Origin of the sequence: Nonomuraea rhodomycinica (assembly GCF_013363995.1) — a bacterium.
GTDB classification, from domain to species: Bacteria; Actinomycetota; Actinomycetes; order Streptosporangiales; family Streptosporangiaceae; genus Nonomuraea; species Nonomuraea rhodomycinica.
Map to the genome: position 1 here is coordinate 582,413 of NZ_JABWGO010000003.1, position 18,387 is coordinate 600,799.

The 18,387-nt window shown below is 72.7% G+C and carries 17 protein-coding genes; 10 read left to right on the forward strand and 7 right to left on the reverse strand.

Annotated features, from left to right (window positions below; all coding sequences use genetic code 11):
- Positions 1 to 260: 260 nt before the first annotated feature.
- Positions 261 to 2,129 carry a glycoside hydrolase family 15 protein gene (locus tag HT134_RS18510; RefSeq protein ID WP_175601606.1) on the forward strand — a complete coding sequence of 623 codons (1,869 nt, stop codon included), beginning with the start codon at positions 261 to 263 and terminating at the stop codon, positions 2,127 to 2,129.
- On the opposite strand, the gene HT134_RS18515 is transcribed toward HT134_RS18510, so the two are convergent.
- Positions 2,117 to 2,947, reverse strand: a complete 831-nt coding sequence (locus HT134_RS18515) for a class II glutamine amidotransferase (protein WP_175601607.1) — start codon at positions 2,945 to 2,947, stop codon at positions 2,117 to 2,119. The genes HT134_RS18510 and HT134_RS18515 overlap by 13 nt on opposite strands.
- Before the next feature lie 37 nt (positions 2,948 to 2,984).
- Positions 2,985 to 3,275: a hypothetical protein gene (locus tag HT134_RS18520; RefSeq protein ID WP_217707991.1), complete on the reverse strand. Its 291-nt coding sequence runs from the start codon at positions 3,273 to 3,275 to the stop codon at positions 2,985 to 2,987.
- A 310-nt stretch (positions 3,276 to 3,585) separates the two neighbouring features.
- On the opposite strand from HT134_RS18520, the gene HT134_RS18525 reads away from it, so the two are divergent.
- Together HT134_RS18525 and HT134_RS47675 are read left to right on the forward strand one after the other, a co-directional pair.
- Positions 3,586 to 4,080 carry a DUF1269 domain-containing protein gene (locus tag HT134_RS18525; RefSeq protein WP_175601609.1) on the forward strand — a complete coding sequence of 165 codons (495 nt, stop codon included), beginning with the start codon at positions 3,586 to 3,588 and terminating at the stop codon, positions 4,078 to 4,080.
- A gap of 168 nt (positions 4,081 to 4,248) precedes the next feature.
- Entirely contained in the window at positions 4,249 to 5,151 is a 903-nt protein-coding gene (locus HT134_RS47675; RefSeq protein WP_175601610.1) for a Gfo/Idh/MocA family protein, read from the forward strand.
- Between the two features lie 30 nt (positions 5,152 to 5,181).
- Here the strand turns inward: HT134_RS47675 and HT134_RS18535 are convergent, their stop codons facing one another.
- Entirely contained in the window at positions 5,182 to 5,544 is a 363-nt protein-coding gene (locus HT134_RS18535; RefSeq protein WP_175601611.1) for a DUF4288 domain-containing protein, read from the reverse strand.
- Between the two features lie 485 nt (positions 5,545 to 6,029).
- On the opposite strand from HT134_RS18535, the gene HT134_RS18540 reads away from it, so the two are divergent.
- Both HT134_RS18540 and HT134_RS18545 read left to right on the forward strand, forming a co-directional pair.
- A complete protein-coding gene (locus HT134_RS18540; protein ID WP_175601612.1) occupies positions 6,030 to 7,046 on the forward strand; it encodes an NAD-dependent epimerase/dehydratase family protein in 1,017 nt (338 codons plus the stop codon).
- Between the two features lie 162 nt (positions 7,047 to 7,208).
- Entirely contained in the window at positions 7,209 to 8,264 is a 1,056-nt protein-coding gene (locus HT134_RS18545; RefSeq protein ID WP_175601613.1) for a dihydrodipicolinate synthase family protein, read from the forward strand.
- Positions 8,265 to 8,301: 37 nt separating this feature from the next.
- Here the strand turns inward: HT134_RS18545 and HT134_RS18550 are convergent, their stop codons facing one another.
- A complete protein-coding gene (locus tag HT134_RS18550) occupies positions 8,302 to 9,507 on the reverse strand; it encodes a response regulator (RefSeq protein ID WP_175601614.1) in 1,206 nt (401 codons plus the stop codon).
- A 62-nt stretch (positions 9,508 to 9,569) separates the two neighbouring features.
- Here HT134_RS18550 and HT134_RS18555 point away from each other — a divergent pair, with 62 nt between their 5' ends.
- From HT134_RS18555 to HT134_RS18575, 5 genes are all read left to right on the forward strand, one after another.
- Positions 9,570 to 10,754 (forward strand): DegT/DnrJ/EryC1/StrS family aminotransferase, encoded by a 1,185-nt coding sequence (locus tag HT134_RS18555; protein WP_312888213.1) that lies wholly within the window; start codon positions 9,570 to 9,572, stop codon positions 10,752 to 10,754.
- Positions 10,755 to 10,839: 85 nt separating this feature from the next.
- The gene (locus tag HT134_RS18560; protein ID WP_175601615.1) at positions 10,840 to 12,081 is read left to right on the forward strand and encodes an extracellular solute-binding protein; all 1,242 of its coding nucleotides are present in this window, start codon (positions 10,840 to 10,842) and stop codon (positions 12,079 to 12,081) included.
- 16 nt (positions 12,082 to 12,097) lie between these two features.
- Entirely contained in the window at positions 12,098 to 12,964 is an 867-nt protein-coding gene (locus tag HT134_RS18565; protein ID WP_175601616.1) for a carbohydrate ABC transporter permease, read from the forward strand.
- Positions 12,961 to 13,821, forward strand: a complete 861-nt coding sequence (locus HT134_RS18570; RefSeq protein WP_312888214.1) for a carbohydrate ABC transporter permease — start codon at positions 12,961 to 12,963, stop codon at positions 13,819 to 13,821. Before HT134_RS18565 ends, HT134_RS18570 begins: the two co-directional genes overlap by 4 nt.
- A 28-nt stretch (positions 13,822 to 13,849) precedes the next feature.
- Entirely contained in the window at positions 13,850 to 14,833 is a 984-nt protein-coding gene (locus HT134_RS18575) for a dihydrodipicolinate synthase family protein (protein WP_175601617.1), read from the forward strand.
- Here HT134_RS18575 and HT134_RS18580 read toward each other — a convergent pair.
- Genes HT134_RS18580 through HT134_RS18590 form a run of 3 tightly spaced genes read right to left on the reverse strand, consistent with a single transcriptional unit; the run spans position 14,830 to position 18,348 of the window.
- The gene (locus HT134_RS18580; RefSeq protein WP_175601618.1) at positions 14,830 to 16,791 is read right to left on the reverse strand and encodes a PQQ-binding-like beta-propeller repeat protein; all 1,962 of its coding nucleotides are present in this window, start codon (positions 16,789 to 16,791) and stop codon (positions 14,830 to 14,832) included. The genes HT134_RS18575 and HT134_RS18580 overlap by 4 nt on opposite strands.
- 40 nt (positions 16,792 to 16,831) lie before the next feature.
- A complete protein-coding gene (locus HT134_RS18585; RefSeq protein WP_175601619.1) occupies positions 16,832 to 17,560 on the reverse strand; it encodes an amidohydrolase family protein in 729 nt (242 codons plus the stop codon).
- Positions 17,557 to 18,348: an amidohydrolase family protein gene (locus HT134_RS18590; RefSeq protein WP_246364516.1), complete on the reverse strand. Its 792-nt coding sequence runs from the start codon at positions 18,346 to 18,348 to the stop codon at positions 17,557 to 17,559. Before HT134_RS18590 ends, HT134_RS18585 begins: the two co-directional genes overlap by 4 nt.
- Positions 18,349 to 18,387 lie beyond the last annotated feature (39 nt).

The following is an 18,387-nucleotide window of genomic DNA, read 5'->3' on the forward strand; positions in this document are numbered from 1 at the left end:
CTCGACGGGAAACCGCTGCGCCGTCCGCCCTGTTCATGGTCTGCGTCCTCCCTTGCGGAAAACCGCCGGTCGTGCCGGCGGAAGTGCGCGCCCGTGGGGGGAGGCTCCGACCTGACTCCAAAAAATGTCGACATTTCGAAGAAATTGTCTGGAATGTAGGTATATGTCCCTTTGGGGGCTGCGGTAACCCTGCCGCCGCCGGTGACCGTGCCGGCGCTCCGGAGGGGACCCAGCGGATCGGACCAACGACGGGGGCATCCATGAACGACTATCCGGCGATCGCGGACCACGGCATGATCGGAGACCTGCAGACCGCGGCGCTCGTCTCCGGCACGGGGACCATCGACTGGTGGTGCACCCCGCGCTTCGACTCTCCGAGCGTCTTCGCCTCCCTCCTCGACAGCGAGCGCGGCGGCCACTTCCGCTTCGCCGCGGCCCTCGACCTCATCGCGGGGGAGAGCGTCCGGCAGCTCTACCTGCCGGACACCGCGATCCTCGTGACCCGGTACATGGCGCCGAGCGGCGTCGGCGAGGTCGCCGACTTCATGGCGCCGAACCCCACCACCACCGCCTCCGACCGGCACCGCATCATGCGCGTCGCCCGGGTCGTCCGCGGCAGCCTGCCCTTCGCGCTCGACTGCCGCCCCCGCTTCGACTACGCGCGGGCGGCGCACACCCTCAGCATGCTCGACGACGGCTCCGCCCTGTTCCGCGGTCCTGGCACGGACCTGCACCTGAGAGCCAGCGACCACATCATGCTGCGCCCCGACGGCGACGACGTCGTCGCCGAGTTCACCCTCCAGGCGGGCGAGACGGCCGCGATCACCCTGACCGCGGACCGCCCCGGCGCCCACACCCCGAGCCCGCTGACCCCCGCGGAGGTGCGCGACGGCATCGAGGCGTGCCATGACTTCTGGCTCGACTGGCTGCGCGGCTCCCGCTACCGCGGGCGGTGGCAGGAGATGGTCAACCGCTCGGCGATCACCCTCAAGCTGCTCACGTACGCGCCCACCGGCGCGCCGATCGCCGCCGCCACCATGGGCCTGCCGGAGCAGATCGGCGGCGAGCGCAACTGGGACTACCGCTACACCTGGATCCGCGACGGCTCCCTGTCCGTCAGGGCCCTGATCGACCTCGGCTTCACCGAGGAGGCCAACGCCTTCCGCACGTGGCTGCGCGACCGTATCGAGGCCGGCGGCACGGCGTCCGGCGAGCCGTTGCAGATCATGTACCGCATCGACGGCGACCCCGCCCTGACCGAGGAGGTCCTCGACCATCTGGAGGGGTACGAGAAGTCGGGCCCGGTCCGGGCCGGCAACGCCGCCGCCGACCAGATCCAGCTCGACATCTACGGAGAGCTCGCGGACGCGCTGGTGCAGGCCCAGGACATCGGCGGCATCCAGGGCTGGCGGGCCTTCGCCCGGATGCTGGACTGGCTGGCCGACACCTGGGACCGCCCCGACGAGGGCATCTGGGAGACCCGCGGCGGACGCCAGGACTTCACCTACAGCCGCCTGATGACGTGGGTCGCCTTCGACCGCGGCATCCGCATGGCGGCGACCTACTCCCGTCCTGCCGACGTCGTCCGCTGGACGAACACGCGTGACACCGTCTTCAACCAGATCGTGCGGCGCGGCTGGAACGCGCGGCGGCAGGCGTTCGTCCAGCACTACGCCACCGACGTCCTGGACGCCTCGCTCCTGCTGATGCCCCGGGTCGGTTTCGTCTCGCCCCGCGACCCGGCCTGGCTGAGCACCCTGGACGCCATGGACCAGGAGCTGGTCAGCGACAGCCTGGTCTACCGCTACGACCCCGTCGCCTCGCCGGACGGGCTGCGCGGCTCGGAGGGGACGTTCAACCTGTGCAGCTTCCTCTACGTCGAGGCCCTGGCCCGTGCCGGGCGGGTCCGCCAGGCCCGCTACGCCTTCGACAAGATGCTCACCTACGCCAACCACGTCGGCCTGTTCGCCGAGGAGATCGGCCCGTCGGGGGAGCAACTCGGCAACTTCCCGCAGGCGTTCACCCACCTGGCGCTGGTCGCCGCGGCCATGGCCCTCGACGAGCAGCTCGACCGCGGCGACCGGGCCGAGGGGCTCGCCGGCCGCCCCGTTCCCCCTTACGGGGCGTGAGCAGGGGAGACCGGCGTGAAGGCGTGCAGTTCGTAGTGCCCGTCGTGGACGACGCCGTAGGTGCTCTCGGGCAGCTCGTTCCACGCGCCCTTGAGGTCGCGCAGCGGTTCGGAGACCACGAAGCGCGACTTCGGGCCGAGCTGCCGCAGGGCGTCCAGCTCCGGGTGCAGCGCGCTGAGCTGGGAGACGCCGGTGGAGTAGAACAGCGACCTGGGCGGGCCGGCGCTGGCGTAGCGGAAGATCCAGAGCCGCTCGCCGTCGGCGGTGGCCACGGTCATCTGGACGGGGTCGGGGACGCCGTGGCGCCGGGCGACCTCCTCGACCAGGCCGACGGCGCGGGCCACCGCGCCGGGCGGGTCGTCGGGCAGGCCGAAGGTGAGCGCCAGGAAGAACAGCAGCTCCGAGTCGGTCGACCCCTCGATGGCCGGGTACAGCACCGGGTCCACCGCCATCGCCAGGTCGCGCTTGAGCCGGAAGTACTCCCCGATGAGCCCGTTGTGCATCCACAGCCAGCGCCCGTACCGGAACGGATGGCAGTTGCTGCGCTCCACCCCGGTGCCGGTCGAGGCGCGGACGTGCGCGAACAGCAGCGAGGTGCGGATCTCCCCGGCCAGCTCGCGCAGGTTGCGGTCGTTCCACGCCGGCAGGATGCTCTTGAACACGGCGGGCGCGACCCCCTCGCCGTACCAGCCGATGCCGAACCCGTCGCCGTTGGTGGTGTTCGGGCCGAGCTTGGCGTGCATGCTCTGGTCGATGACCGAGTGCACGGGCTGGTACAGCAGCTCGTCGGCCAGGATCGGGTCTCCGCTGTACGCCATCCACCTGCACATGATCGCCCTCCGCCGTTCTCGCCGGTCAGGCCCGGGGGTAGCCGGGCGGCGGCTGGGGGTAGCCGGGTGGCGGGGGGTAGCCGGGCATCAAGCGGTTGCGCGCCGCCATGCTCGCCCAGTGCAGCACGTCCAGCACCGCCGCCAGCACGATCCAGATCCAGTCCCCGCCGCTGAGGTGCGCGCCGGAGATGGACAGGATGATGTACATCAGCGTCGCGAACGGCAGGAAGATCAGCCCGAGCAGGGGCCAGATCCACGTGTGGAAGACCGCGCCCACCAGCGCCGGCCGCGCGATCCAGAGGATGAAGACGGCCATTCGCGGGAAAATCCCGGCGAATATAGCGAACAAGCAACCCATGGGTGCCTCCGTCGGATCCCGCGCCATCCGCGAAAAAGCTGTCGGACCATGGTCAATGCCCTGCGTCCGGCATCGTAAGACCCGACGGACGCCAGTCCAGCAGGAATTTGGACGACTTTGGGGAATGCGGGAGGATGCCCCCGGGATCCCGGTGAATCCATTAATACGGGGCGGCCTGTTCCGGGAAGCGTTTTACCTCAGTGTGGCTATATGTCTGCCGACATCCGGAAATTTCCCCATGGTTCGGTAACCCAGAAGGAAGAGAGCCATGAGCAACCTCATCGTCATCGCGTACCCCGACGTCGCCACCGCCACCTCGGTCCGTGACCGTCTCTTCGACCTCCAGCGGCAGAACCTCATCACCATGGAGGACGTCGCCGTCGTCGAGCGCCGCACCGACGGCAAGATCAAGCTGCACCAGAGCGCGAACATGACAGGGATGGGAGCCGCCAGCGGCGCGCTGTGGGGCGGCCTGATCGGCCTGCTGTTCTTCATGCCCCTGCTGGGCATGGCCTTCGGCGCCGCGGCCGGGGCAGCCGGCGGCGCGATGAGCGACGTCGGGGTCAACGACGACTTCATGCGGCAGATCGCCGCCGAGATGGAGCCCGGCACGGCCGCGCTGTTCGTGCTCGTCGTGCGGAGCACCCCGGACAAGGTCATCCCGGAGATCCAGCCGTACGGGGGGCGCATCCTCCAGACCTCGCTCAGCCAGGACCAGGAGGCGCAGCTGCGGGAGATGGTCCAGGGCGCGGCGGCCCACTAGCCGGCCCGTACGTCCCGCGTCACCTTCGCCGCCCGCCGCCTGCCGTTCGTCATGGCGGCTGACGGATCCGGGCGGGGGAGGTGCGCGCTGCCCGGTCCACGGCCGGGGTGGCGACGGGACGGCTGCCATGATGGTCCCCCGTCCCGTCGCGGCCCCCGGAGGACCCCCGTGCGCATCGCCCTCGCCGGTCTCGCCACCAGCCATCCGTACACCGACGCCCGCACCCTGGCCCGGTACGCCGAGCTGGTGGTCTGGGAGCCGGACCCCGAGCGGCTGGGGCGCTTCACCGCCGAGCACCCCTCGGCGGTGGTGGTCCCGAGCCTGGCCGAGGCCCTGGCGACCCGGCCCGACGGGGTGGTGCTGACCGTGCCCAACCCCCGGGTGCCCGACGCGCTGGCCGCGGTGCTGGAGACCGGGGCGGCCTGCTTCGTCAACAAGCCCGCCGCGGCCGGCCGCGACCAGCTCGACCGGCTGGACCGGCTGCCGATCCACGACCGGGTGATGTCCACGTCGGTGCTGCGGTTCGCCCCGGCGTTCGCGGGCCTGACGGTGGACCCGGCCGACGTGCTGGCCGTACGGGCGACCGTGCGGCACGACGTCGGGCTGTGGGCGAGCGGCTACAACGCCTGGCAGGACACGCCGGGGGAGGGCGGCGGCACGATGGTGACCATGGGCGTCCACGGCGTCGAGCTGCTGGTCGCGCTGCTCGGGCCGGACGTGCGGCTGGTGGGCGCGGCGGGCGCGCGGCGGCACTACACGACCCTGCGCTCCGAGGACACCGGCGTCATGGCGCTGCGGTGGTCCCACGGCGTCACCGGCACGGTCGAGGTCCTCGGCGTGTCGGAGGGGGAGTCCTACAGCGTCACCCTGCACCGGCGCGACTCCTCCGAGACCGTCGTGATCGAAGGAGGCGACGACCCGATCCAGGGGCTCGGCTACGAGGGGACGATCGCGGCGTTCCTCGACATGGTCAAGGGCGCGCCGAGCCCGGTGCCGTGGGCGCAGACCCGCGCCATCCTCGACGTCCTCGTCTCGGCCCGCGAGGCCGCCCCGCCCGCCGCCGACGCCTGACCGGATCCCCCGGCTCAGGCGGGAGCCGGCTCACCCTTCCGGCAACTCGCCGATCTCGAACAGGTCCCGGTAACGCTCCAAGCTGTCGAAGGACTGTGACAGCAGGGTCGCTCCCACCTCGAGGTCGTCGACCTGGAGGAGCTGCAGCGCCGCGACCCCGAGGAAGCGCCATGCCACCCGCTCGCCGAAGGCGTTGCCGTACTCGACCTCGGCCTCGCGCCCCAGCGCCTCGGCCATCCGGCGAGCGGCTTCCTCCGAAGCGGCCCGTACCACGGTGATGTCCTCGCTGAAACTCGGAGTCGCGTAACCGCCCTCCACCGTCGTCGCGTAGACCAGCACCACACCGTAGAGAAAATCCGTCGCCGTCACCGAGCCTCCGTCCGCGAAGAGCAAGGCAGCAGTCTGCCCAGGAGAGGCGGAGCGCGGCTGGACAGGCCGTCAACGAGCATTCCTCCGGAAAACTCCCGCAGGACCCTTCCTCGGCGGCAGCGCTTGACGGCGACGATCCCGGCGAACCCGGGCCAAGCCGATCAGGACCTCCGTCCGGACCATCACCGTTCCCGTGCCGGATGTCGAGCAAGCCTGCCGGCCGCGCCTCTCCCGGAAGGAGCCGGTCCCGTCCGAGGCGCGCACGTGCTGAGCCCGTACCGCCACCCGGAGCTCCGCCCGATCCGGGGGACATCGCATCGCCGGTTGGCGCGTCCTCGGGGAAGCGCGGCTCGCGCCTCGTCGCCTCCGGGTGGCCGGCGCCGTCGGACCGCCGGCGTACAGGTGGCCCAGGCCGCCCGAGGACCCCGAGGTGACGTGCGCGGCCGTTGACAGGCGGACTCTCCGCCAGTTACGGTCTGGACCGTAACTCACGTACAGAGGGAGACCGCGTGCGGACGACAGCGGAACTCGAGGAGCGGCTGGCGCGGCCGAGCGCCGGGCTCGTCGACGATCTCGACAGGCTCGACGGCGACATCATGATCCTCGGCGCGGGCGGCAAGCTCGGCCCCAGCCTGGTGCGGCTGGCGCTCAATGCCACGGCCGCGGCCGGGCGCGACCGGCGGGTCATCGCCGTGTCCCGCTTCTCCGAGCCCGGCCTGGCCGACGCGCTGCGCGCGGAGGGCGCCGACGTGGTGGCCGCCGACGTCGCCGACGAGGGGGCGCTGCGCGAGCTGCCCGACGCGGCCAACGTCGTCTTCCTGGTCGGCGCCAAGTTCGGCACGGCCGGGCGCGAGCACGCCACCTGGTTCACCAACACGTACCTGCCCGGCCGGGTCGCCGACCGCTTCCGCGGCAGCCGCATCGCCGCCCTGTCCACCGGCAACGTCTACCCGCTCGTCCCCGTGACCAGCGGCGGCAGCACCGAGGAGTCCGCCACCGGCCCGGTCGGCGACTACGCGATGAGCTGCCTGGGCCGGGAGCGGGTCCTGACCCACTTCGCCGAGACCCACGGCACCCGCATGGCGCTGATCCGCCTCAACTACGCCGTCGAGCTGCGCTACGGCGTGCTCGTGGACCTCGCGCAGAAGGTCCTCGCCGGCGAGCCCGTCGACCTCGCCACCGGCCAGGTCAACGTCGTCTGGCAGGGCTACGCCAACGAGGTCACCCTGCGCTCGCTGCTGCTGGCCGGGACGCCGCCCTACGTGCTCAACGTCACGGGCCCGGAGCTGATCTCCGTACGGCAGGCGGCGCTGGCGCTGGGCGAGGCCCTCGGCAAGGAGCCGGTGTTCACCGGTGAGGAGGCGCCGACGGCGCTGCTGTCCAACGCCTCGCGCTGCCACCGGCTCTTCGGCTACCCGCCGATCACGCCGGCCGAGCTGATCGAGCACACCGCCCGCTGGGTCGCCGGCGGCGGCCCCCTGCTCGGCAAGCCGACCAAGTTCGAGCGCCGCGACGGCCGTTTCTGACCCCGCGTCCGCGAAAGCGCACCCGCGTCCGCGAAAGCGCACCCGCGTCCGCGAAAGCGCACCCGCGCCCGCGAAAGCGCACAGCTCCTGATCCGCGCCCGCCCCACCCTCATCCGCGCGCGGGCACCGCAGCCACCAACCGTGACACAAGGGGGATCCCACGTGCTCAGCACGGCTCCAGAGGCGCAGACGTCCGTGCGCCACCTCTTCCGGCGCGGCCTCGTCATCCCGGCGCACCCGCTCGCCCTGACCGAGGACCGCAAGCTGGACGAGCGCCGCCAGCGGGCGCTGACCCGCTACTACGTCGAGGCGGGCGCCGGGGGACTGGCGGTGGGCGTCCACACCACCCAGTTCGCGATCCACGGCACCGACCTGCTCGCCCCCGTGCTCGAACTGGCCGCCCGCACCGCCGGCGAGGCGGGCCGCGAGGTGGTGCTGGTGGCCGGGGCCACCGGCCCGACCGCGCAGGCGGTGGCCGAGGCCGAGCTGGCCCGCTCGCTCGGCTACCACATGGTCCTGCTCAGCCCCCACCGCGAGCTCGACGAGGACGCCCTGATCGAGCGCGCCCGCGCCGTCGGCGAGGTGCTGCCCGTGATCGGGTTCTACCTCCAGCCCGCGGTGGGCGGGCGCGCCCTGTCGCGCGACTTCTGGACGCGCCTGGCCGCCATCGAGTCGGTGGTCGGCATCAAGGTCGCCCCGTTCGACCGGTACCGCACGCTCGACGTGCTGCATGGCGTCGTACGCGCCGGGCGGGCGGGCGACGTCGCCCTCTACACCGGCAACGACGACCACATCCTGGCCGACCTCATCACCGCGCACCGCGTCGTGGTGGACGGGCGGGAGGTGGACGTCGAGTTCGTCGGCGGCCTGCTCGGCCAGTGGGCGGTGTGGGTGCGGCGCGCCGTGGAGCTGCTGGAGGAGGCGAAGCTGGCCCGGGGCGGCGACGACGCGGCCGTACGGCGGCTGCTCACCCTGGACGGCCACCTGACCGACGCCAACGCCGCCATCTTCGACACCGCCAACGGCTTCCACGGCTGCATCCCGGGCATCCACGAGGTGCTGCGCCGGCAGGGGCTGCTGGCCGGCCGCTGGTGCCTGGACCCCGCCGAGGAGCTCTCCCCGGGGCAGCTCGCGGAGATCGACCGGATCTGGGCGGCCTACCCGTGGCTGCGCGACGACGACTTCGTCGCCGGCGGCCTGGACCGCTGGCTGTCCTGACATGCCCGCCCGCCGACCGGACGCCGTACCCGTCTCATCAGAGGGTCAGGCGGTACAGCGTGAGCGGGCGGCCGCTGGAGCCGCTGGTCAGGTTGCCGGTGCGCTCGGCCAGCCCGGCCAGCTCCAGCCGGTGCAGCATGCGTCGCGCGGTGCGCTGCTGCACGGCCAGGCGGTCGGCGATCTCCCTGGTGGTGAGCGGCTCGTCCCCGGCGGCGGCCCGCGCCTCCAGGAGCTTCTCCAGCGTGGGGACCGACAGGCCCACGCGGCGCGCGATGACCGACAGGTTGTGCTCGGCCGCCGGGGCCGCCGGCACCGACTCCAGCACGATGTCGGTGTCGGCCCGAAGCGACAGCACGGCCGCCACCTCGCCGATGCGGCGCGCCCGGGCCAGCGCCCGGCGGGCCAGGCTCTCGGCCTCGGCCGCGCTGCGCCCCAGGCCGAAGCCGATGCGGACCGCCTCGTTCTGACCGGCCAGCCGCGCCAGCATGGGCAGGCAGGTGAAGCCGCCGGTGGCGTCGTGCAGCGGGCCGCGCGTGGTGACCAGCAGGTGCGTGCCGCCGCGGAAGGCCGCGATCGTGCCGCCCAGCGCGGCGGCCTCGCGAAGCAGGCCCTCCTCGTTGGCCACCTCGATCAGCCCGAGCGCGATCTGCGCGTCCTCCTGGGCCTGGCCCTCGGCCGTCAGCAGGAGCTGGCGCAGCGCCACGCGGACGGAGTGGACCGACGGCACCAGCCGCAGCACCTGCATCTCCTCGCGCAGCGCCTCGTGGACGCTGCTCAGGCAGGTGATCACCGGATGGCCGGGGTGGCGGCGGTGGAAGGCGATGGCGTTCCTGGAGGTCACCTCCGGCCGGTAGGGGAGCGTGCGCAGCTCGTCGGTCGGCAGGCCGGCCTCGGCGAACGTCGCCGTCACGTCGGCCGCCGGCAGCGTGTCGATGGACAGCCGGGTCACGTCCACACCCTCGTGCTGGAGCCGGACGAGGGCGCTCAGCAGCGTCGCGCCCGAGTAGTCGACGAAGGCGGCCGGACGCGTCAGCACGTCGGCGTCGCGGGCCAGCATGTACGGGACGATGCCGGTGAACAGCCATCCCTCCACGGACGGGGTGTGCGCCTCGACGATCGCGGGCGCCTGGGACTCGTGGTCGTAGTCCAGGCGCAACGCGGTGAGGCCGGGCTGGTCCTCGCACGTGGCCGCGACGTCGTCGACCAGATCGTGCGGGCCGACGACCCCGATGACGATTCCCACCCGCGTCTCCCTCTCGGCTCATTTCGGTCAAGACCGCAATCATACTCTTGTGAGGTGCTCCGGTGAACTTCCCGTCCATGGCCGAAGCGGCGGGCCGTACCCTCGGCGACGAGGAGGTGGCCGCGGCCGAGCGGGTGATCCGCTCGGGCATGCTCAACTCCGTCTGGGGCACCGAGGCCCGGCTGCTCGAGGCGGAGGTCGCGCGGATGTACGGCCTCCCTCATGCGATCTCCTGCAGCTCGGGCACCGCGGCCCTCCACCTGGCGGTCGTGGCGGCCGCGCCGGACCCCGGAGACGAGATCATCACGACACCGATCACGGACTTCGGGACTGTGGCCCCCATCTTGGCGCAGAACGCCGTCCCTGTCTTCGCGGACGTGGACCCCGGCGACGGCAATCTCGATCCGGGGGCCGTCGCGAAGCTGATCGGGCCGCGTACGCGGGCGATCATGGCGGTGCACCTGTTCGGCGCCCCGGCCCGGGTGGACGAGCTGCGTGCCCTGGCCGACGCCCACGGCCTGACGCTGATCGAGGACTGCGCGCAGGCGTGGCTGGCCGAGCTGCCCGCCCCCGAAGCCGCGGACGCCTCTCCGCGGCTCGCGGGGACGGTGGGGGACGTGGCCTGTCTCAGCCTCCAGCAGTGGAAGCACATCACCTGCGGCGACGGCGGGATCGCGCTCACCGCGGACGACGAGCTGGCCCGGCGCATGCGGCTGTTCGCCGACAAGGGCTGGGACCGCGCGGCCGGGCGCTCGCACGCCTCCTTCGGGCTCAACTACCGCATGACCGAGCTGCAGGCCGCGGTCGCGCGCGCCCAGCTCGCCAAGCTCCCCGGGGTGGTGGCCGCCCGGCGGCGCACCGCGGCCCTGCTGCTGGACGCGCTCGGGAACGTCCCGGGCCTGCGGCTGCCCCGCCCGGACGGCCACGCCTGGTGGCTGTTCCCCCTCGTGCTGCCGGGCGGCGGCGCGCGGGAGCTGGCCGAGGCCCTGGCCGCGGCCGGGGTTCCGGCCCGGGCCGGGTACCTCGGCGAGCCCCTCAACCGGGCGCCCGTCTGGCACGGGCCCGTCTACGGCGCCTCGCGCGGGCCCCTGGAGGGCTACACGCCGGCGGACTGCCCCGAGGCCGACCGCCTCGTGGCCGACACGCTGCTGGTCATCGACTGGAACGAGCACTACACCGGCGAGCACGTCGAGGTCGTCGCCCGGGAGATCGTCCGGGCGACGCCCCGGTCCGGTGGCCGTGCGTAGTCACGGTCGGATATCAGGCGTTGACCCGGCTCGGCGCCCTCACTACATTTCGGTCAGGACCGGTATTACGGGAAAGGAAGCCGCCATGAGGAAGACAGCGGCAGTCGGCATCGCCGCCGCGCTGGGCGTCGCGGTCGCCGGGTGCGGATCGAGCGGCTCGGACAAGAGCGCCGTGACTCTCTGGATGTACCCGGTGATCGCGGACCAGGCGAAGAGCCAGGCGTTCTGGGGCAAGGTCGAGAAGGACTTCGAGGCCAAGAACCCCACCGTCGACGTCAAGGTCGACCTCCAGCCCTGGGAGGGCCGCCAGGAGAAGGTCACCACGGCCCTCATCTCCAAGAAGGGCTTCGACCTGGTCGTGCTCGGTCCCGACCAGATCCCCCAGTACGCCCAGCAGGGCACCGTCGAGGCGGTCGACGACGTGATCGCCGCCGACAGGGCGAAGTACCTGCCCAACTCGCTGAGCGCCCTCACCGCGAACGGCAAGCTGTACGGCGTGCCGATCTACCAGACCATCACCGCCCCCATCTACAACAAGAAGCTGTTCGCCGAGGCCGGCGTCGACCCGGCGCCGCAGACGCTCGCCGAGCTCAAGGCGGCCGCCCCCAAGCTGGCCGCCAAGAAGGTCGCGGTGCTGGACTACCCCGGCAAGCCCGAGGTCAGCCTCAACCAGAGCTTCTACCCCCTGCTGTGGGCCAACGGCGGCAGCGTCTTCGCCCCCGACGGCAAGAGCGTCGCCTTCGACGGCCCCGAGGGCGTCGCGAGCCTGCAGCTGCTGCTCGACCTCAAGGCCGCCGGCGGCCTGCCGGAGAACACCGCCAGCAAGGGCAACGACATCGAGGGCGGCCTGCTCGCCGCTGGTAAGACCGCGATGTACCACGCGGCCACCGCGCTCCAGGCCACCCAGCTCGGCGCCGCCATCGGCGCCGAGAACGTCGGCATCGGCCTGCCGCTGGAGGGCACGAAGCGCGTCGCGTTCGGCATCCCCGGCGGCCTGGTGCTGGCCAAGCACTCCGAGAACAAGGACGCGGCGAAGAAGTTCGCCGCCTTCCTCGCCTCGCCCGAGGTGTCGGCGCAGCTGGCGAAGGAGTCGGGCTTCTTCCCCGCGCGCACCGACGTGACCGTGCCCGACCAGTCGGCCGAGGCCAAGGAGTTCGCCAAGTCGCTGCAGTACGCCTTCCCGGGCGACGCGCACCCGAAGGCCCGCCAGGTGATGGGCGTGCTCGCCCCGCACATCCAGGCGGCGCTGCTCGGCAAGGAGGACGCGAAGACGGCCCTCGACGCCGCCGCCAAGGAGGCCGACGCGCTGCTGAGCAGCGGCGGCTGACCGGAGGAGAGGAACGTTGCGTCAACGCTTGCGTGACCCGGTCACCGGGCTGCTGTTCGTGCTCCCGATGCTGGTGCTGTTCCTGATCTTCAGGATCTTCCCCACCCTCGGCGCGGCGGGCATGAGCCTGACCAACTGGAACATCGGCGGGGAGTGGAGCTTCGTCGGCGCCGACAACTACGCCCGGCTGCTGGACGACGTGAACTTCTGGACCAGCCTGCGGGTCACGCTGGTGTACGCGGCGGTCTACGTGCCGCTCACCGTCGTCGTGGCGCTCGGCACGGCGCTGCTGCTCAACCAGGTGGTGTTCCTGCGGGGGCTGTTCCGCGGCATGCTGTTCCTGCCGTACGTCACCAGCTTCGTGCTCGCCGGCATCATCTGGCGCTGGATCTACGAGTACAGCGGCCTCATCAACGGCCTGCTGGCCAAGGCCGACCTCGGGCCGGTGCCGTTCCTGGAGCAGTCGGCGCTCGTGCTGCCCGCACTGGCCGTGGTGTCGGTGTGGAAGGGGTTCGGCTACTCGATGCTGATCCTGCTGGCCGGGCTGAAGTCCATCCCCGGCTCGTACCTGGAGGCGGCCACGGTGGACGGGGCGAGCTCCTGGCAGCGGTTCCGGCGGATCACGCTGCCGCTGCTCAAGCCCACCCTGTTCTTCGTCCTGGTGATCGAGACGATCAGCGCCTTCCAGACGTTCGACACCATCTACGTGATGACCGGCGGCGGACCCGCGCGGGCCACGTACACGCTCATCTACGGCATCTACGACCACGGCTTCCGGTCCTTCGACTTCGGCTACGCGGCCACCTGGGGCATGGTGCTGTTCGCGATCGTGCTCGTCGTCTCACTGGTGCAACGCCGCTTTCTCGACCGGGGGAACACGTGACGCTGACCGCTTCCAGGCCGCTCGTCCGGGCCGCCGGCGCCGCGCGGACGGGCCGCCGGCGGGCCGGATGGCCGCTCGCGGCGCTGCTGGCCGTGCTGTCGCTGCTGACCGTCAGCCCGTTCGTCGCGATGGTCGTCGTGGCGCTGTCGCCGGCCGGCCGGCCCACCGTGCCGGGGAGCTGGCCCGAGTCGCTCACCTTCGACAACGTCGCGCGGGTGCTGTCGTCCAGCGGCTTCGCCGGGTGGACGGTCAACTCGCTGGTCTACTCCCTGGTGTCGGTGGTGGTCATCCTGCTCACCGCGTCCATGGCCGGGTACGCCTTCGCCAAGAAGCGCTTCCCCGGCCGGGAGGCGATGTTCTGGACGTTCCTCGCGACCATGATGGTGCCGTTCCAGGCCACCCTCATCCCGACGTTCGTCCTGGTGAACGACCTGGGCGGGGTGGACACGTTCTGGGGCCTGATCGTGCCGACCCTGGCCAACTCGCAGGCCGTCTTCCTCATGCGGCAGTTCATCCTCGGCCTGCCGGACGAGCTGTTCGACGCCGCCAAGGTCGACGGCGCCTCGGAGCTGCGGGTCTACTGGACGATCGTGGTGCCGCTGACCCGGCCCATCCTGGCCACGCTCGGCGTGTTCGTCTTCCTGTGGCACTGGAACGACTTCCTGTGGCCGCTGGTCATCGGGCAGAGCGACACGACCCGGACGCTGACCGTGGGGCTCACCACGCTGCGGACCGAGGAGATGCAGCTCTCGGTGCTCATGGCGTCGGCGACCGTGTCGGTGGTGCCCTGCCTCGTGGTGTTCTTCCTGCTCCAGCGGTACCTGGTCAACAGCATCGCGATGACCGGACTGAAGTAGCCGGGCCTCCTGCCCTAAGCTCTCTGGGATGCACATCTCGGCACAGACCCTCCGCGACCGCCTGCGCGGCTCGCTCATCGCCGCGGCGGCCACCCCCATGACGGCGGCCGGGGAGGTCGATCTGGAGCTGGTCTCGCACTACCTGGCCGGGCTGGTCGCCGACGGGGCCGGCGCCCTCGCGGTGCTGGCCCACACCGGCCGGGGCCCGTACCTGGCGCCGGAGGTGCGCGCGGGCGTGATCGAGCGGGCGGTGGCGCTGGGCGTCCCCGTCCTCGTGGGCGTCGGCGGCCACCCCGCCACGGACGACTCCCCGGACGGATCCACAGGCGGCTCCACGGGCTCCCCGGCGGGGGAGGGCGTGGAGCGGACGGCCGAGGAGGCGAGGGTGGCGGCCGGGCTCGGCGCGGCGGGCGTCCTGGTGTTCCCCTCGGCCGGTGACCGTCCGGCGCTGCACGACGCCGTGTGGCGGGCCTCCGCGCTGCCGATGATCGCCTTCGACCTCTACACCCGGCCGTGCCCGCCGGAGGCGATGGCCGCGATCCTGGCCCATCCGGGCGTGGCGGGGCTCAAGACGGCCCTGCTCTCCGACGCCATGGGCTGCCAGCGGGCCATCGCGCTGACCCGCGAGGCGGGGCGGCTGGCCATCACCGGCGAGGACCGCATGTTCGGGCCCTCCCTGCTGTGGGGCGCCGAGGCCGCGCTGGTGGGCCTGGCCGCCGCCTCGGTGGAGGTCACCGCGGCCGTGCTGGCCGCCTTCCGCGGCTCCGACCTGCGGGCCTTCGAGGAGGCGTCCGGCCGCCTGGACCGGCTGGCGCAGGTGACGTTCACCGAGCCCATGGAGGGCTACGTGCAGCGCATGCTGTGGCTCGCGGCGGCCGAGGGACGCATCCCCGGCTCGCACGCGCACGACCCGTACGGCCCGCCGCTGCCGGCGGAGGAGCGCGCGCTGGTGGAGCGCCATCGCGGCCCCGCCCGGCGCCCCGGCCGGGCGGGCACGACGCTCACCGGCTAGGCGTCAGGGCGGCCGGAGATGGCGACGCGGACCAGGTTGCGTCCCCGCACCCCGTACAGGGCGCGACGCGAGGGGTCCAGCGCCAGCTTGGGCTCCCCGCCGAACCACTGCCCCGCCAGCCCGGCGGCGACGGTCTTCGCCGTGAACGACCGCAGGTCGAGCTTGTAGATCGTGTCCCCGTCCGTGCAGTAGGCCACCTCGCCCGTGACGAACAGCTCGCCGCCCTTCGCGCCCACGCGCAGGCGCGCGGTCACCTCCCGGCGGCGCAGGTCGAACGCGAACACCTCGCCGGTGCTGGCCATCCCGTACAGCACGGCCCCGGCGCGCCCCAGGGCGAGCGAGGTGATGGCGCGGGCGCCCGGCACGGGCTCGTGCTGCCACAGGAGCTCGCGGGCGGTGAGGTCCCACGCCGCCAGGCGGGCCGTGGCGGTCACCGGCGGCAGGCCGAGGCCCTCCTGGATGAGCGTGCCGAGGTAGGCGGTGCCGCGCCGGGTGACGACCGAGTAGACGGTCTGCCGCTCCACGGCCGGGCGGTAGGTCTCCAGCTTCCCGGTGCGCGGGGAGTAGAGCGACAGCGCGCCGTTGACGTGGCCGGGCTCGGGCTGCGTCGGCATGACGACCAGGCCGGTACGGGCGTCGTAGGCCAGGTCGCGGGGCCGGTCCTGCTGGTTGCCGGCGCGCGCGAGCAGCCTGGCCTCGCTCTCGCCGGCGCGGTGCGCGTACAGGGCGGCCTGCGTGTAGACGCCGAGGTACGTGGTGCCGCGCACGGTCAGCATGGTCTTCGGCTCGCCCGGGATGCCGAGCCGGGTCACCTTGCCGGTGGCCAGGTCGTGGATGTCGGCGCCGCTCTTGCCGCCCACGTAGACCCGTTCGCCGTCGGAGTGGACGGACATGGGCTCCTCGGGGGCGGCGCGCAGGCCGCGCTGCACGAGGTTGCGGTACTCGATCTGCCCGGTGGCCGGGTCGTACACGAACACCGCGCTGTCCTGGACGCCGTAGACGCGCCCCTCGTGGGCGAGGAGGCGGTGGGTGGCGGCCTCGAAGTACGGCACGCCGAGCACCTCCAGCTCGCCCCCGGCGATCGAGTACCGGTAGAGCGTGCCGGTGGGGCGGCCGGCGAAGTAGACGTGGCCGTCGTGGACGAGCACCGAGACGATGTACTTCTCGCCCGGCGCGGTGGCCTTGACGACCTTGAACCGGGAGGGGTCGGCCCGGTCCAGCACGAGCAGCTCGGCCAGCGAGTTCATGCCGCACGCGAGGTGGGTGTCGGACATGCTCATGCTGGCCACCCAGTCGCGGTCGGCCAGCTCCGGCGGCAGCAGCTCGCGCCGCTCGCCGGTGGCGCGGTCGACGGCGATGAGGTGGGCGTTCGCGCCGACGCCCGCGTAGACGTGCGTGGCGTCGGCCTGGATGCTGCGCACGTACGCCTCGCCGGGGCTGGCCTCGCCCAGGTCGCGGCCGGCGCCGGTGGCCGGGTCGTACTCGCGGACCCGGCCCGGCTCCGAGGTGCCCAGGTAGACCTTGCCGTCGGGGGAGGCGGCCATGGTCCACACGAAGTGGTCGGGGTACTCGGCGACCTTCGTCACCGTGCCGGCCACCGTGTCGATCCGGTACAGGTCGGAGCGGGAGTGCGTGGCGGCGTAGACGTCGGTGCCCACCCGGCACATCGCCCAGATGCCGATGCCCGTCGGGATCTCGAAATGGGTCGTGACCGAATCCTTCGTGAGGTCGTAGGCGGCGACGACGTTCGGCGACAGGCCGCGCGAGCCGACGTACAGCACGTCGCCCACGATCTCGGCGTTCCCGAGCGGGCCGGCGACGCTGGCCGGGCCCAGGTCGGTGATGGTTCCCTCGGGTTCGCGGGCGCGTGCGGCCGTGGCGTGCGCGGAGGTGGCGGACAGGGGGACGGCCACCGCGGTGGTGGCCGCCGCCTGCAGGAAACGACGGCGGGGGATCATGTGCGGCTCCCTGATGAAGTTTGCCGCACGCTATAACGGGCTAGTCCGTAATGTCCAGTGCGAACAGTTCGGCCGCGTTGCGCCAGGCGACCCGCTCGGCCAGGTCCGGGGCGAGGCCGGCCGCGGCCACCGCGCCGAAGGCCGACGACGGGTCGATCAGCGTGGCGTCCGTGCCGAACAGCAGCCGCCGCCCGTCCACCGCCGCCGCCACCTCGGCGATGCGGCCCGCCGGGGCGTGCGACCAGCAGGGTTCGAGGTAGAGCCGGTCGCAGGCGGCGGCCGCCTCGATGGCGTGCCGGAACCCGTCGGCGCCCATGTGCCCGGCGATCACCCGCAGGCCCGGCGTGTCCAGGCAGACCTGGGCCAGGTCGAGCACCGAGGTGCCCCAGGTGTGCACGAGCGCCGGGCAGCCGGCCTCGGCGACGAGCGCCAGGGCGTCGCGCAGCCGCGGCGAGGTGACGGGCGAGCCCGTGTAGTCGGTGTGGATCTTCACGCCGACGAACCGGCCCGTGGGCAGGTAGGCGTCGAGGTCGCGGGCGGCCTCGTCCAGGCGGCGCGGGTTGACCGTGACGTAGCCGAGCAGGCGCTCGTGCTCCTCCAGCACCCGGGCGAGGGCGCGGTTGCCGGCCGGGGCGTCGTAGATGACCGCCTCGGTGTGCGAGACCACGGCCCGGTCGATGCCGTAGCGGTCCATGGTGGCCAGGCTCGCCCCGGCCACGTCCATGGTGAAGAACCACGGCCCCCAGTGGGCGTGCACGTCGATGATCATGACAGGAGCCTCCGGGCGTTGCCGCCGGCCACCGCGGCGACCTCGTCGGGCGACAGCCCGCCGGTCGCCAGGCGCAGCAGGGGGACGAGGGGTTCGGCGTACGGGGTGCGCGAGCCGTACAGCAGGCGGTCCGCCCCCACCTCCGCGGCGGCGATCTCCAGCGCGTCGGGGGAGTTGAGCAGCCGGGTCGAGGTGTGGAAGCCGGGCTCGTCGGCGGCGGCCACCAGGAAGTCGCCCAGGTGGTAGAAGTGCGTGTCCAGGAAGACCACCCGGGCGCCGATCCCGGCGAACGGCCGCCAGAACCTGCGCACGTCGCCCCCCGAGAGCACGGTCAGGCCCAGCGCGGTCGCGCGGCGCGCCACGTGCCCCACGGACGGGAAGCCGGCCTCCACGCCCTGCTCGTCCGGGAAGAGCCGGACCGCGCGGACCCCGTCGGCCGCCAGGCGCTCCAGCTCGCGCGCCGCGCCGATCGGGTCGCGCAGGTCCACCGTCCCCACCGGCGCGAACGACGTCCCGTCCCGCTCCGCTCCGCGCAGGGCGAGGGCCTCGTCGTTGCCGGACCGCACGTCGAACAGGGCCGCCCGCAGGGCGGCCACCGCCCCCTCCCGGATCCGGTGCCGGGCCAGCGTCGCGAGCACCTCGGCGGGCGTGCCGGGCGGGCCGTCGCGGTCCGGGTACGCTCCCACCAGCACGTCGACGTCGAGCGTCACCTCCAGGTCGCCGACCAGCCTCCACGCGTCGAACGCCGTCCCGCCGGCGGCGATACCGGACCCATCCCTAATCGTCATGCGCGCCATCATGCCATTGACGTACTGCGCCCATAAAGT

Excerpts from the sequence above, each read along its gene's own strand:
- HT134_RS18585 (WP_175601619.1), bottom strand. The coding sequence starts at position 17,560 with ATGATCATCGACGTGCACGCCCACTGGGGGCCGTGGTTCTTCACCATG.
- HT134_RS18525 (WP_175601609.1), top strand. The coding sequence starts at position 3,586 with ATGAGCAACCTCATCGTCATCGCGTACCCCGACGTCGCCACCGCCACC.
- HT134_RS18580 (WP_175601618.1), bottom strand. The coding sequence starts at position 16,791 with ATGATCCCCCGCCGTCGTTTCCTGCAGGCGGCGGCCACCACCGCGGTG.
- HT134_RS18510 (WP_175601606.1), top strand. The coding sequence starts at position 261 with ATGAACGACTATCCGGCGATCGCGGACCACGGCATGATCGGAGACCTG.
- HT134_RS18590 (WP_246364516.1), bottom strand. The coding sequence starts at position 18,348 with ATGACGATTAGGGATGGGTCCGGTATCGCCGCCGGCGGGACGGCGTTC.
- HT134_RS18520 (WP_217707991.1), bottom strand. The coding sequence starts at position 3,275 with ATGGCCGTCTTCATCCTCTGGATCGCGCGGCCGGCGCTGGTGGGCGCG.
- HT134_RS18560 (WP_175601615.1), top strand. The coding sequence starts at position 10,840 with ATGAGGAAGACAGCGGCAGTCGGCATCGCCGCCGCGCTGGGCGTCGCG.
- HT134_RS18515 (WP_175601607.1), bottom strand. The coding sequence starts at position 2,947 with ATGGCGTACAGCGGAGACCCGATCCTGGCCGACGAGCTGCTGTACCAG.
- HT134_RS18575 (WP_175601617.1), top strand. The coding sequence starts at position 13,850 with ATGCACATCTCGGCACAGACCCTCCGCGACCGCCTGCGCGGCTCGCTC.